The organism is Vibrio sp. 1F253, assembly GCF_041439295.1.
In the GTDB taxonomy this organism is placed as follows: domain Bacteria; phylum Pseudomonadota; class Gammaproteobacteria; order Enterobacterales; family Vibrionaceae; genus Vibrio; species Vibrio tasmaniensis_A.
This window is the reverse complement of sequence record NZ_JBGONU010000006.1, coordinates 28,368-41,631: the sequence shown is the minus strand read 5'-3', so window position 1 is coordinate 41,631 and position 13,264 is coordinate 28,368. Positions and strand designations below refer to the sequence as shown.

15 protein-coding genes are annotated in these 13,264 nt (G+C 42.1%); 12 read left to right on the top strand and 3 right to left on the bottom strand.

What is annotated here, in order from left to right; all coding sequences use genetic code 11:
* The first annotated feature begins 34 nt into the window (after positions 1-34).
* Complete coding sequence (gene pyrE, locus ACED28_RS04850) at positions 35-676, top strand: orotate phosphoribosyltransferase (protein ID WP_009847982.1); 642 nt, start codon at positions 35-37, stop codon at positions 674-676.
* 132 nt (positions 677-808) lie between these two features.
* On the opposite strand, the gene lpxL is transcribed toward pyrE, so the two are convergent.
* The 3 genes from lpxL to coaBC form a co-directional block, all read right to left on the bottom strand.
* A complete protein-coding gene (lpxL, locus tag ACED28_RS04845; RefSeq protein WP_017100199.1) occupies positions 809-1,759 on the bottom strand; it encodes an LpxL/LpxP family Kdo(2)-lipid IV(A) lauroyl/palmitoleoyl acyltransferase in 951 nt (316 codons plus the stop codon).
* 22 nt (positions 1,760-1,781) lie between these two features.
* Complete coding sequence (gene slmA, locus ACED28_RS04840) at positions 1,782-2,372, bottom strand: nucleoid occlusion factor SlmA (protein WP_017100198.1); 591 nt, start codon at positions 2,370-2,372, stop codon at positions 1,782-1,784.
* Between the two features lie 138 nt (positions 2,373-2,510).
* Entirely contained in the window at positions 2,511-3,752 is a 1,242-nt protein-coding gene (coaBC, locus tag ACED28_RS04835) for a bifunctional phosphopantothenoylcysteine decarboxylase/phosphopantothenate--cysteine ligase CoaBC (RefSeq protein ID WP_012603037.1), read from the bottom strand.
* Positions 3,753-3,975: 223 nt separating this feature from the next.
* On the opposite strand from coaBC, the gene radC reads away from it, so the two are divergent.
* The 11 genes from radC (at position 3,976) to ACED28_RS04780 (ending at position 13,264) form a co-directional block, all read left to right on the top strand.
* Positions 3,976-4,650, top strand: coding sequence for a DNA repair protein RadC (radC, locus tag ACED28_RS04830; RefSeq protein ID WP_012603038.1), 675 nt, complete (start codon positions 3,976-3,978; stop codon positions 4,648-4,650).
* 292 nt (positions 4,651-4,942) lie between these two features.
* Positions 4,943-5,179: a 50S ribosomal protein L28 gene (gene rpmB, locus ACED28_RS04825; RefSeq protein WP_004728407.1), complete on the top strand. Its 237-nt coding sequence runs from the start codon at positions 4,943-4,945 to the stop codon at positions 5,177-5,179.
* 13 nt (positions 5,180-5,192) lie between these two features.
* Positions 5,193-5,360 carry a 50S ribosomal protein L33 gene (gene rpmG, locus ACED28_RS04820; protein ID WP_002535344.1) on the top strand — a complete coding sequence of 56 codons (168 nt, stop codon included), beginning with the start codon at positions 5,193-5,195 and terminating at the stop codon, positions 5,358-5,360.
* Between the two features lie 255 nt (positions 5,361-5,615).
* Complete coding sequence (locus tag ACED28_RS04815; protein WP_371709415.1) at positions 5,616-6,182, top strand: hypothetical protein; 567 nt, start codon at positions 5,616-5,618, stop codon at positions 6,180-6,182.
* A 2-nt stretch (positions 6,183-6,184) separates the two neighbouring features.
* The gene (gene mutM, locus ACED28_RS04810; RefSeq protein WP_371701534.1) at positions 6,185-6,994 is read left to right on the top strand and encodes a bifunctional DNA-formamidopyrimidine glycosylase/DNA-(apurinic or apyrimidinic site) lyase; all 810 of its coding nucleotides are present in this window, start codon (positions 6,185-6,187) and stop codon (positions 6,992-6,994) included.
* A 101-nt stretch (positions 6,995-7,095) separates the two neighbouring features.
* Positions 7,096-8,298 carry an O-antigen ligase family protein gene (locus tag ACED28_RS04805; protein ID WP_371701537.1) on the top strand — a complete coding sequence of 401 codons (1,203 nt, stop codon included), beginning with the start codon at positions 7,096-7,098 and terminating at the stop codon, positions 8,296-8,298.
* Positions 8,295-9,245 carry a glycosyl transferase family 90 gene (locus tag ACED28_RS04800; RefSeq protein WP_371695132.1) on the top strand — a complete coding sequence of 317 codons (951 nt, stop codon included), beginning with the start codon at positions 8,295-8,297 and terminating at the stop codon, positions 9,243-9,245. The genes ACED28_RS04805 and ACED28_RS04800 overlap by 4 nt, the downstream gene beginning before the upstream one ends.
* Positions 9,242-10,297 (top strand): lipopolysaccharide heptosyltransferase II, encoded by a 1,056-nt coding sequence (gene waaF / locus ACED28_RS04795; protein ID WP_371695131.1) that lies wholly within the window; start codon positions 9,242-9,244, stop codon positions 10,295-10,297. The genes ACED28_RS04800 and waaF overlap by 4 nt, the downstream gene beginning before the upstream one ends.
* A gap of 13 nt (positions 10,298-10,310) precedes the next feature.
* The gene (waaA, locus tag ACED28_RS04790) at positions 10,311-11,630 is read left to right on the top strand and encodes a lipid IV(A) 3-deoxy-D-manno-octulosonic acid transferase (protein WP_371695130.1); all 1,320 of its coding nucleotides are present in this window, start codon (positions 10,311-10,313) and stop codon (positions 11,628-11,630) included.
* Entirely contained in the window at positions 11,627-12,367 is a 741-nt protein-coding gene (locus tag ACED28_RS04785; protein WP_371709414.1) for a glycosyltransferase family 25 protein, read from the top strand. The genes waaA and ACED28_RS04785 overlap by 4 nt, the downstream gene beginning before the upstream one ends.
* A 3-nt stretch (positions 12,368-12,370) precedes the next feature.
* Positions 12,371-13,264, top strand: a complete 894-nt coding sequence (locus ACED28_RS04780) for a hypothetical protein (RefSeq protein ID WP_371709413.1) — start codon at positions 12,371-12,373, stop codon at positions 13,262-13,264.

The window sequence follows — 13,264 nt, the reverse complement described above, 5'->3', positions numbered from 1 at the left end:
GTTAAGTTTTATTGAATAAACGTAGAGGAAGAACATGAAAGCATATCAACGTGAATTTATTGAATTTGCACTAGAGAAAGAAGTACTTAAGTTTGGTGAGTTTACTTTAAAGTCTGGCCGTAAGAGCCCTTACTTCTTCAATGCTGGATTGTTTAATACAGGTCGTGACCTAGCACGCTTAGGTCGCTTCTACGCAGCAGCATTAGCAGATTCAGGTATTGAGTTCGATGTACTATTTGGCCCTGCATACAAAGGTATCCCAATCGCAACAACAACAGCGGTTGCACTTGCTGATCACCACGATGTGGACACGCCTTACTGCTTCAACCGTAAAGAAGCAAAGAACCACGGTGAAGGTGGCAACCTAGTCGGTAGCGAACTTGAAGGTCGCATCATGTTAGTGGATGACGTGATCACTGCAGGTACTGCAATCCGTGAGTCGATGGAAATCATCCAAGCAAACGGCGCTGACTTAGCGGGTGTGCTTGTTGCTATCGACCGTCAAGAGAAGGGCAAAGGCGAGTTGTCTGCGATTCAGGAAGTAGAGCGCGACTTCGGCTGTGCGATTATCTCAATCGTTAGCCTGACTGATTTAGTGACTTTTCTTGAAGAGAAAGGCACAGACGCAGCACATCTTGATTCAGTAAAAGCGTACCGAACTCAATACGGAATCTAATTCGTAAGCTGAAGAAGTTGAACCTAATGGTTTAGTGCCTTAGGTTTAGAGCTTAAAAAAGAAAAATGCCCGAGAGATGAAACTCTTTCGGGCATTTTTTACTTAAATCTTATTGGACAGAACAAGGCTCGCTTACTTGTAACGAATGCCTTTTTCCGCCTCTGGATCTTCCATGGTTTTGAAGCGCTTGTGTAGCCACATCCATTGTTCTGGGGCTCTTAAGATAATCTTCTCAAGATAGCGGTTCATATACGCTGCTGCCGCTTTTTCATCTTTCTGCGGATAGTTATCTTCGATTGATTCGTCGGCCATGATTTCATATTTTCCGTCGGCATTTCTAAAGCCAGACCCAATAACGACCGCGCATCGACTGGTGTAAGCCAAAATGCTGGTTCCAGTGGTGGTGCTTGCATCCTCTACTGCAAAGAAAGGTACGAATACAGATTTATTGCGACCGTAGTCATGATCAGGGAGATAGAATAGGCGATCTCCGTTACGCAGAACACGTATCATCTTTTTCACATCTTTACGATCAATAGTCAGATTGCCATTGTGGGTTCGGCCCCAAAACTGAATAAGGTTATATACAGCGTTGTTGTGTGGGCGATACACGCCATATCCATGTTGTCCGAGTACGGCAAAAGCGCGAGCGGTAATTTCAAGGTTGAGAGCGTGCACACAACAAAGTAGAACGCCTTTACCGTTTTTGCTATGCGATCTCATTACTGCAGTATCTTTATCAACCAGCAACATTTTAAATCGCCACGTAGGCCAAAACCAAGTAATGCCGGTTTCAATCAACGCTAATCCAGTATTTTTGAAGTTTTCTTTAACTAATTGATTTATTTCTTCTATGGGCTTTTCAGGAAAGGCTAGCTCCATATTACGAGTTGCAATATCAACCCGTTTTTTACCAAAACGCACGCCTAGTAAGCCAAGTCGCTGCCCTAAGGAGAGCAACACACGGTAAGGTAGCAGGTTAACAATTAGAGCCAACAACCCAAAGCCTAGCCATACGGGCCAGTATTTAGGGTGCAGCAGTAAGAGTGAAAATTCAGGCTTATCATATGTGGTTTTGTTCATATATTTGGCTTAATGCTGATTACTATTCGATTTGTGCACTCAGAAGTGCCCAATACTCTTCAAAGTTCGCTGTCGGTTGATATTTGAAGTCCGAGCGAACAAATCGATTTAAACTTCCTTCAACCTGACCTAACAATTGAGCCGCTAAGATTTTTTCATCAACCGGGAATGACTTCCCTTCGCGAAGCTTTCTTTCTCGTAGAATTTGACGAAGTTGCGTCTCAATACGTTCGAAAAGCTGATTGATGCGATCGCGCAGGCGTTCATTTTCAAACATTAGAGCATGACCAGACAAAATTCGAGTCAGGCCTGGGTTACGTTCTGAGAAAACCAAGATAAGTTGTAGCACTAGGCGTATGCGCTCTAGTGTGTCTTTCTCTTCATCTAGAATACGGTTGATTCGAGACATCAACGCTTCTTCAATGAACTCGATCAAGCCTTCAAACATGCGAGCTTTGCTTGGGAAGTGGCGGTATAACGCAGCTTCAGAAACACCAACTTGCTTGGCCAACTTTACTGTTGTGATACGAGAAGCACCTTCGGTCGATTCCAACATTTGTGCTAGAGCTTGCAGGATTTCTTCACGACGGTTTGATTTTCGAGTACCGGCCATCTATTTACTTCCTTTCCTAAAGATGAGGATTGAGTGAAGCAGGATTATAAACACCATTCAATTCTGTTCCTAGTTTTGTAAGACCTAGGTCAACAGAATCGAGAGGTGTCAGCGTATTGTCAGGGTAAAATTGTGCGTTTATACGTCAATAAGCTGTTGGATCTGATTAAGGATCTGGAAACCAAGAGAGTCTTTGCTATCTAGAGGTAGAGATTTATCGCCACCTTTCCAATAAAGGTGCAACTCATTACTACTACTATTAAAGCCTTGACCTTCGACAGAGACATCGTTAGCACAAATCATATCGAGGTTCTTTCTTTCCAATTTTCCGCGCGCATACTTCTCGACATCTTGAGTTTCTGCTGCGAAGCCGACAGTAAATGGACGATCTTCAGTCATTGAGGCAACGGAAGCCACAATGTCTGGGTTCTTAACCATTTGAATGGTCATGTCATCTTTACCATCGACTTTTTTAAGCTTCTGGTCTGCAATGGTCTCTGGGCGGTAATCGGCAACCGCAGCGCAGCTGATGAAAATATCATGCTGAGCAGCATTGGCATTCACGGCATCAAACATCTGTTGTGCGCTGTCTACATCAATGCGATTAACCTGATTTGGCGTCGCTAGTGATACAGGGCCACTAATTAGAGTTACCGTAGCACCTTGTTTCGCGGCCGCTTCAGCCAGTGCATAGCCCATCTTGCCCGAGCTATGATTGGTAATGTAACGAACTGGGTCGATCGCTTCGCGAGTTGGACCCGCAGTAATTAACACCGAACGGCCAGTCAGAGGTTTAGGTTGGAAGAAGTCTTCACAACGATGAACCAGTTGCATTGGCTCTAACATACGCCCCATACCAACATCGCCACAGGCCTGTTCACCAGCTGCCGGACCCCAGATTTCACATCCACGACGTTTTAGCGTTGCGATGTTCTCTTGAGTTGCAGGGTGGCTGTACATTTGTTGGTTCATTGCTGGGGATACCGCAACTGGCGCATCGGTTGCTAAAACCAAAGTGGTCAGTAGGTCGTTACCCATGCCTGCGGTCATGCGCGCAATAAGGTCTGCGGTTGCGGGTGCTAATAAGACTAGGTCAGCCCATTTCGCCAGTTCGATGTGTCCCATGGAAGCTTCAGCAGCAGGATCAAGTAAACTATCAGACACTGGCCTTCCAGAGACAGCTTGCATGGTGAGAGGAGTAATGAACTCCTTAGCCGCATTAGTCATGACGACTTGTACCTGCGCACCACGTTCGATTAAGCGTCGAGTCAGTTCGGCACATTTATAAGCTGCGATACCACCACTAATGCCAAGTAGGATTTTTTTTCCAGCTAGGCCTTGTTGGTCAGCGTTATCCAGTTGATTAACCAATGTTTGCATGATTCTGTTCCTTAATTTCTCTGGGACTAACGATATCAGAACAAAGGATTAGTGCCTAGAAGCAGAATTGGAACAGGTTTGACACTCATCAAGTTGATGTTATCAAACTTATCAATTACACGGTTTTGCTAGGCATTAGTCTTCTTTATAAAGCTGTGGAAGCTCTCCGTAGACAAACGGATTAGGCTGATGGATCGTATTCATCACCCTAGATAGCCTTTATATGCCTATAAGTAAAATGCCTGTTGAGTCGATGCCAAGAGAAAAGTTACTGAGTAGAGGCCCCGACTCCTTAAGTGATGCGGAGTTGTTAGCTATATTTCTTCGAACGGGCACACAAGGAATGAATGTTTTAGAGCTATCAGACAAGTTGATCAAAGATTTTGGTTCGCTTCGCCATCTTTTTTCTGCAACGGAGGCCGAGTTTTGTGCCCATAAAGGGATGGGGCAGGCGAAATATGTCCAGTTGCAGGCTGTTTTGGAGATGACGCAACGTTATTTGGCCGAGACTTTATCTCGAGGGGATGCACTCACCAGCCCAAGTCACACCAAGTTGTATCTTTCGAGTATATTGCGTGATCGCCAGCGAGAAGCCTTCTATATATTGTTCCTAGATAATCAAAACAGAGTAATAAAGGATGAAGTGATGTTTGAAGGAACCATCGATGCAGCATCTGTTTACCCGAGAGAAGTGGTTAAACGGGCACTTCATCATAATGCAGCCGCTTTAATCCTAGCGCACAACCATCCTTCCGGTGTCGCAGAGCCAAGCCAAGCAGATAGGCGAATTACACGTAGATTAACCGACGCATTGGCACTAGTGGACATCCGAATTCTCGACCATTTTGTCGTTGGAGATGGCGAAGTTATCTCTTTTGCAGAGCGCGGATGGATTTGAATCACATTTTAGGTTGTTAGTTGCGTTAAATCTGCTATCATTCCGCCCACATTTTAGAACCTTAAATCAGCTCTGATTACTCAAATAGCTGCCCTGTTCAAAAAAAGATCACGAAATCCTTAAAAAGGATCTGTTCGGGTCTTGAGCAATGCATGTCAAGTTAGTATAATACGCGACCTTTGATAGCCTTGAATGGATTTTCCATTATGGTTTTTACCTCTATTTTCAGAATTGATAGAGAGGTTCGGCCACCAAGGTTGATATCGAGCTGAAACGATTTGGAGAGACATTCATGTCCCGAGTATGTCAAGTAACTGGTAAGCGTCCAGTAACGGGTAACAACCGTTCACACGCACGCAATGCTACCAAGCGTCGTTTTCTGCCGAACCTACAAACTCACCGTTTCTGGGTAGAGAGCGAAAAACGTTTTGTTAAACTACGTCTAACTGCTAAAGGCATGCGTATTATTGATAAGAAAGGCATCGATGCTGTTCTTGTTGATATCCGTGCACGTGGCGAAAACGTTTAAGAGGAATTAAGCAATGGCTAAAGGCATTCGTGAGAAAATCCGTCTAGTATCTTCTGCTGGAACTGGTCACTTCTACACAACTGACAAGAACAAGCGTAACATGCCAGGCAAATTTGAGATCAAAAAGTTTGATCCAGTAGTTCGCCAGCACGTTATGTACAAAGAAGCTAAAATCAAGTAATTGATAGCCCCTTTGTCTCTTCTTTTATAGAAGAATAAATTAAAAACCCAGCTTATAGCTGGGTTTTTTTATGCCCAAAATTTGAGAAGCCCCAGTGTTTTTGATAAGGGTAAGCATTATTGGCTCAATTTGGCACCTACCGTACAGACGTTACACTTGCCGATGAGCTTATGTGATAGAAAATTACTCAGGATAGAATGTGTCGCCATTTTCACGATATACTGAACACTCAATAGGTTAGATGAGCAGAATCAGATGAGATATCGTGGACGTCGATGGAACAACATACTCATGTTAAGCGTGATCGCTTTTATTGGGGTGCTAAACCTTCCAACATTGATCAAAACGTACCTTATCGAACCTGAGCCTGAACTTCAGGCAAATAACCCTTATCCTTATCTTTTAAACCCAGCAGCAGAGCTTCAAGCCTTACATTTTGCTAAATGGTCGGTAGTACAAGAAGACGGCCGTTGGGTTTATCAAATGAAAGAGTCTGCCTCAGAGCAAAGTGTGAGTGCCCAAGAGCTATCGCAACGCTGGCAACAGCTAGTAGGCACGGAAGTAGATTCACAAACCTATACCGACCTTACTCCCCAGCTTAATACGCCGCACACCATTGAAGTGTGGTATCAAGACCAGGAAGAGCCACAGCGTATTACCTATTATCAACTTGCTGAGTTTTGGTTGCTAAAAAACTGGAATGATCAGTGGCTGGCGGTGTCTATTGAAGAGAGTTACTTGTTTCCAAGCTTTGGCTCAGACCAGTCATTTAAATCAGACAAGCTATCTATATCAGACGAACCATCTCTATCGGACGATTAACTATGCCTGAATTACCCGAAGTTGAAGTAAGCCGCATGGGGATCTCGCCTCATTTAGTTGGCGAGACGATTAAAACGCTTACCTTTCGTACCCCCAAGCTGCGCTGGGATATTCCTCAAGAACTTAAGCGGTTGGAAGGGCAGGTGATTCGCTCTATCTCACGTCGAGCTAAGTACCTATTGATAGAAACTGATACCGGAACAGCCATTGTTCACCTTGGGATGTCTGGCTCACTGCGCGTGTTGGATGCCGATTTCCCGCCAGCAAAACATGATCACGTGGATCTCAAGCTCACCAATGGCAAGATATTGCGTTACAACGATCCGCGTCGCTTTGGTGCGTGGTTATGGTCGGCGCCTGATGAGATACATACTGTGTTACTCGGTTCTGGCCCTGAACCACTAACCGATGACTTCAACGCTGACTATATTGCTGAAAAAGCCGCCAAGCGTAAGGTTGCCGTCAAACAGTTCATTATGGACAACAAAGTAGTGGTCGGTGTGGGTAATATCTACGCCAATGAAGCTCTGTTTTCTTCACGTATTAATCCTTTGCGCTCTGCAAGTAAGGTTACAAAACAAGAGTGGCTCTTGTTAACCAAAGAGATCAAGCAAGTACTCACGACGGCTATCAGACAGGGTGGAACAACGCTAAAAGACTTTGCCCAAGCGGATGGAAAACCGGGATATTTTGCTCAAGAGCTACAGGTTTATGGTAAGGCTGGTGAACAGTGTCCTAACTGTGAAGAGCTGATTCAGGAACTTAAAATCGGGCAAAGAAACACGTTTTATTGCTCTAGCTGTCAGGTATAGATGTGTAGCTCTCAATACAGAAGTTGATATCACTTGAAGCTGTGTCTAGGGCACTTTATCTGATAAAATTACTGATACTCTTTTAATTTATAGTTTGAATTATGTCGTCTTCATTTCTAAAAGCAGAGTCTATATCTAGAGCTTTGTTGATAGTTCCTTACCTATGGTTAGCCATTGGCATTATTTGGATGCCTCAGGGCAACAAACCTTTGGTTGCTCTGGTTTTGATTGCCGCTATTATTCATATGTTTAGTTATGGCTTGTTTCAGATTAAGTCCAATTTTAAGAATAATGTTTGGCTATGGGGCATTCTATTTGCTGGGATGTTTACCGCAATAAGTTATGTTACTTATGGTGCTAGTTCTCAAGAATTAAGAGGCTTACTTGTTACTACTGTATTATTGTGCTTACTCCCTCAAAAGCCACTTCTCAATGTAAAGCTAGCTCAATATCTACTTTTTGGTGCTGCTTTGGCCTGCTTTACTTTGTCATGTTGGTACTTTTTTATTGATCCGACGAATAGAATGTTTTGGCCAACGAACCCTATTCCACTAGCAACACACCAAGGGTTAGTCTCTATGCTTTCAATAGGGGCACTATTGACAAGGTTTAAAAATAAAATTACCTGGCTATTAATTTTAAGTGCGATTATCTCTGGGTTTTCTTTGCTCTTGACACAATCGAGAGGTGCTATTTTAGGGATTGTGATTCTATACATCTTAATTGGCTTAACCTTACTGTACAAAAATAGAATTAATATAAAAGTTATAGTCTTATCGTTAATTTTGTGTTTTGGTGCCGTTTTCTTCTCTAAAGAGGCTCTTGTCGATCGTTACGACCAGACATGGGGGGAAGTTAGCCGAATTGAACGAGGTGATCTCGATTCATCTATAGGTTTGAGATTACAGATGTATCAAGCTGGCTTGGAGCTCTTTGCAAGTAGTCCTATGTTAGGTCATGGAGAGTTTACTCGTGAGTATGCAGAAGAAAACCTAACGGGTTATACCCCTACTGGATATTATTTTATCTCACAAGCACATTTACATAATAATTATATTGATAAATTAGCGCGCTCTGGAATTCTTGGCTTAAGTATCTTTTTGTTCTTTATTTTCTATCCAGTATATTTAGGGCTGAGAAAATATCCCGATTTATTTTGGTTGTTTAGTTTACCTTCTATCCACTACGCTGTAGCCAGTATAACCGATTCACCTTTTAGAAATGGTGATACCCTCGTTGTATATATGATTGTCACCGGAACATTAGTACATTACGCAAAAATAAAATATAAAGAGAAACTATGAAGATATTTTATTATCTAAAACATGCCTTGCTCTCTATCGCACCTCGTTTGTATTTTTCAAAACAGTTTGAAAAGCTGGAAAAGTCATATTCCGATCAAGCTGACTATATAAAAAGCAGAGTAAATTATTACGTAAAAGGGCTCGGCGACTTTGATAAGGCTAGTTTAAGCTGCGAGATTAGTAATTATTCTCGAAAAGGTTATACATCTTATTTCTTTGATCTTAAAGAGTTTCTTCATTATTTTCCAAAGTACTTTCGTTTCAGTTACTACTTTGGTGATGAAACGCATATAGAGCCAGTTCCAACTTTATTTAAAGCTCGTCCGATTGATGGGAACAATAGTAACTCTGTACTATTTAAATTAGATAAGCGTCGTCATTTCCGATTCGTGGATGATAGCTTAAGTTTTTCTGATAAAAAAAATATGGCCGTGTTTCGTGGTGCTGTGACTCAACCACATAGAATTCGTTTTATGGAAACTCTGTATGGTCATCCACTGATGAATGCAGGTCAATCGAATACTTCAGAGCAACACCCAGAGTGGCAACAGCCATTTATGACAGTAGAAGAGCAGCTTCAATACAAATTCATTATTTGTCTTGAAGGGAACGATGTTGCATCAAACTTGAAATGGGCAATGTCTTCAAACTCACTTGTCGTTACTCCAAAAATGAAATTTGAAACGTGGTTTATGGAAGGCACTCTGCAGCCAGGCATACATTATGTAGAGGTGAAGGATGACTGGTCGGATTTTGAGCAAAAAATTAAATACTATTTAGACAACCCTAAAGAGTCTGAACAGATGATCAAAAATGCGCATGAATACCTTGCTCCTTTCCAAGATGAACAACTAGAAAAATTGGTTTGCATTAAAACACTTCAAGAATATTTTAGACTATCTGGTCAAGCTACTCACGAACACGCTATTAACGAGCAAGACAAATGAAAATTCTGATTATTGGCCCATCATGGGTTGGAGACATGGTAATGTCTCAAGGCTTATATATTGAGTTGCAGACGCAGTACCCTGACGCAAAAATTGATGTTTTAGCGCCAGCATGGTGTAAGCCTATTTTGGAAAGAATGCCACAAGTCAATCAAGCTCTTGAAATGCCACTAGGGCATGGGCAATTTGATCTGAAATCTCGTTATAAGATCGGCAAATCGTTGAGGGAAGTACAGTACGATAAAGCGTACGTATTACCTAACTCCGCGAAATCAGCTTTAATTCCCCTGTTTGCACGCGTTCCTGAACGAGTTGGCTGGAAAGGTGAAATGCGTTTTGGTTTGCTTAATGACGTTAGAACCAATAAAAAAGCGTTTCAATACATGTTAGAGCGATATGTAGCGTTAGCGCACCCTAAAGCTGAAATGACGGGTAGTGGTTGTTTAGGTGAATTGTCATCATTACCTTTTCCAAGCCTACAAGTTGTTGACTCCAGCCAACAAGAGGCTATGGAGCAATTTGGTTTAAACAATCAAAGGCCTGTCCTTGGTTTATGTCCTGGTGCTGAGTTTGGCCCTGCGAAACGTTGGCCTGATAATCACTTTGCAACAGCAGCGACAGCGATGACAAAACAAGGTTACCAAGTGTGGTTGTTTGGCTCGGCTAAAGATCGTGAAGTAACCCAAAAGATAATCGAACAAGTCCCTGTTAATATGCAGCAGCATTGCTTCAATTTAGCTGGAGATACGAGCTTAATTCAGGCTGTAGACTTGATCGGGGCTTGTCGTACTGTCGTTAGCAATGATTCTGGGCTGATGCATGTGGCCGCTGCGGTGGGCTGTAATGTCGTGGCTGTTTACGGCTCTAGTTCACCTAAATATACGCCTCCGCTAACGAACAAACTGGCGATCATCAATACCGATATTGAGTGCCGACCTTGCTTTGAACGAACTTGTCCCAAGCAGCACCTAAAGTGCCTAACTGAGTTAATGCCGAGTAGAGTCATTAGTGCTATTGAGCAGTTTGATGTAATTTCCCAAGGCAAAATATAAATAAGGTCGTCATATGAGCACTGTCGTTCGTTGGGCCTATACCGCGTTACTTTTCCTTGTAAGCCCTATCCTGCTTTGGGGCTTATATCGTTCCAAAGCAAACAAACCACCTTTTGGTCGTCGTTGGAAAGAGCATTTCGGGTTTACACCGTCGATCAATAATAGACAGTCGGGCGTGATCTGGCTTCATGCTGTTTCAGTAGGGGAAGTGCTGGCGAGTAAGAAGTTAGTTGAACAACTGGCGATACAAAACCCAGATAAAAGAATACTGATCACTACAACAACGAGTACAGGCGCTGAGCAGGTCGAAAAGATGAGCGGTTCGATTAGCCATCGTTATATGCCTATTGATTTTAGTTGGTGTGTTCAACGTTTTATCAACCGCGTTCAGCCAGATAACATGCTCATTATTGAAACGGAATTATGGCCAAACACCATTAACACCGTTGCTAAAAATGATGTTCCGATGATATTAGTTAATGGACGATTATCCGAAAAATCAGCCAGTAATTATCAAAAAATGAGTTCGTTAATTTATCCGACTATCTCTAAGTTAAATTTAATATTGACAGTACACTCTGATGATAAATCTCGATTTGAGTTACTAGGTGCGCCGAGCGAAAAAGTCATTGTCACAGGGTCAATTAAGTACGATGTGTCGATTGATAATAATGTAATCGCACAAGGCGAGCATCTTAAAGATATTTTGGGGCAGGGTAGGCAGATTGTTGTCGCCGCGAGCACTCATGCGGGCGAAGATGAACAAATTTTTAGAGCTTACCAACAAGCCAAAATCCAACGGCCAGAATTGCTGTTAGTGATAGTACCTCGTCACCCTGAACGGTTTGATTCAGTTGCTGAATTGGCCAAAAACCAAGGCTTAGTTTTGGTTCGTCGAACCGAAGTTGTTGACGAGATACCGCTCGATGTCGACGTCTACTTGGGGGATACGATGGGAGAGCTTATGGTTATGCTTTCTGCGAGCGATCTTGTTTTTATGGGAGGAAGCCTACTTGGAAAGAAAGTAGGAGGACATAACTTCATCGAACCTGCGCTGCTTCAAAAATACTGCTTAACAGGGCCGAGCTATTTCAATTTTGCAGACCTGGCGAATCAATTGATCGACTCGAGCGCACTGTCTGTTGTAGCCGATGAGAATGAGCTTGCTTTACAAATGATCAGTGCATTATCCAAGCCTAAAGAGTTAATTGAAAAAGGGCGAATAGGCTATGGTATAGTTCAACAGAATCAAGGTGCGTTACAACAAACACTCCAATTGATACATCATTCAGCCACCAATAATCAGTCAACCAATATTGAGACATCACCATGATCAAAACTTTTGTTATTCATGTAAGCAAAGGCTACGAAGAACGTAGAAAACATATAGATAAGCACCTGCCAGAAGTGGGCATCACTGATTACGAATATATGTTAGCTGGTGATATCGATGATCTATCTGATGAGGTTAGAAATGGTTTTTTTGACGACTCACTGAGGCTCCCTGAGAAGTCTTGCTTTTATAAGCACTACTTAGTGATGAAAAAAGTCGTAGAAGAACAAATTCCACAAGTATTAGTGTTAGAAGATGATGCTTTTTTAAATAGCGATTTTATTGAGCAACTAGAAGCTTTCCAAAATGAACTTCGTGGTGAAGAAAAGTATCTTGTAAATATTGAAGAGGCATCGAGCTTAGTACCTGCATCAGTAAGAGTTCCAAATCAACATCTGTACTTGTGTAAAACGAACAAGCTTACTGGTGGTTTGCTTTATGACCTTAGTTTTGCTCGTGCAATGGTAAAGCATATGGAAAGCAATATAACTGACGCACCTATTGATGGTTATATTGGTAATGAACGAACGACATTAGAGTACAATATTTTTTGGACACACCCACCTTTGGTTCGTCAGGGCAGTAAAACCGGTGCATTTGATAGTGAGTTGAGTGGTAGAACCTCAGGGCTTTATGCGACGGTTAGAAGTTGGTTTAAAGAGGGATACCGAACTCATGTTCGAAGCCATGTCAGCAGCAAGCACAAAGCACTTTTTAAAAATATTACGAAGTACTAAATTATGAAATCAGAATTGGCTAGAAAACACTTAACATTTGTCATTTATGGCAATGATAGAACTTACTATCAAGGCGCAAGGTTTTGCATTTTGTCTTTTTTAGCCAATTGGGTTGAGGCAAATGGAACTAGGCCTGAAATTTCTGTTCTAGCGGAAGAACCTGAGCATTTCGCTAATATGCCAATTAAAGTGTTTCCGATATCGCCTGAGCAAAAGGCTGAATGGAGTCTAGACAATACTTATCACTTTAGAATCAAGAACCGCGGCTTAAAATATCTTTGTGATAATTTAGAGTTGAGTCCTGAAGATAAACTGCTTTTTCTAGATACAGATACGTACTTTAACGTGCCAACAAATGTTTACTTCGACTCTATATCGGATAAAAACGCGTTACTGTTTTGCTCAGAAGTGAACATCAATACTTTGCCAAGCACCAATGAGTATTCACATATCAGAGATAGAGATATAAAACTTATGGATGGCAGTGTCTACCGCACTAATTCAAACTCAGTTATGTGGGCGTCGGCAGTCATTGGTATCACCGGAAAAAACTCATCGGCTTTTGATTATGCCGATGTGTTGATTCAAGCGTTACGTCAAGAAGGGTGTGAGGCACACACTCTAGAACAGTTTGCGTTATCTGAAGCGCTCTCTACACAGGTGAATATTGAACCAGCGAAAGCTTGGCTCAATCATTATTCAACGAGTGGACGAAAAGACTGGGCGAGAACGGTGTTGGAACAGTTCTTTGAAGAACACGGAGATAAACCATTTGAAGAGCAAATACGCTTAGCTAAAGAAGTGTCCTTCAAGCGCCCTCTTGCTGAAGTGATTCGAGGGCATATCTATAAAAAGAAAAAGAAACTTCGTAAGTTATTTGGTTTGAAAGAAGAATAA

Coding starts and splice junctions, on each gene's coding strand:
- pyrE (WP_009847982.1), top strand. CDS start 35: ATGAAAGCATATCAACGTGAATTTATTGAATTTGCACTAGAGAAAGAA.
- lpxL (WP_017100199.1), bottom strand. CDS start 1,759: ATGAACAAAACCACATATGATAAGCCTGAATTTTCACTCTTACTGCTG.
- slmA (WP_017100198.1), bottom strand. CDS start 2,372: ATGGCCGGTACTCGAAAATCAAACCGTCGTGAAGAAATCCTGCAAGCT.
- coaBC (WP_012603037.1), bottom strand. CDS start 3,752: ATGCAAACATTGGTTAATCAACTGGATAACGCTGACCAACAAGGCCTA.
- radC (WP_012603038.1), top strand. CDS start 3,976: ATGCCTATAAGTAAAATGCCTGTTGAGTCGATGCCAAGAGAAAAGTTA.
- rpmB (WP_004728407.1), top strand. CDS start 4,943: ATGTCCCGAGTATGTCAAGTAACTGGTAAGCGTCCAGTAACGGGTAAC.
- rpmG (WP_002535344.1), top strand. CDS start 5,193: ATGGCTAAAGGCATTCGTGAGAAAATCCGTCTAGTATCTTCTGCTGGA.
- ACED28_RS04815 (WP_371709415.1), top strand. CDS start 5,616: ATGAGATATCGTGGACGTCGATGGAACAACATACTCATGTTAAGCGTG.
- mutM (WP_371701534.1), top strand. CDS start 6,185: ATGCCTGAATTACCCGAAGTTGAAGTAAGCCGCATGGGGATCTCGCCT.
- ACED28_RS04805 (WP_371701537.1), top strand. CDS start 7,096: ATGTCGTCTTCATTTCTAAAAGCAGAGTCTATATCTAGAGCTTTGTTG.
- ACED28_RS04800 (WP_371695132.1), top strand. CDS start 8,295: ATGAAGATATTTTATTATCTAAAACATGCCTTGCTCTCTATCGCACCT.
- waaF (WP_371695131.1), top strand. CDS start 9,242: ATGAAAATTCTGATTATTGGCCCATCATGGGTTGGAGACATGGTAATG.
- waaA (WP_371695130.1), top strand. CDS start 10,311: ATGAGCACTGTCGTTCGTTGGGCCTATACCGCGTTACTTTTCCTTGTA.
- ACED28_RS04785 (WP_371709414.1), top strand. CDS start 11,627: ATGATCAAAACTTTTGTTATTCATGTAAGCAAAGGCTACGAAGAACGT.
- ACED28_RS04780 (WP_371709413.1), top strand. CDS start 12,371: ATGAAATCAGAATTGGCTAGAAAACACTTAACATTTGTCATTTATGGC.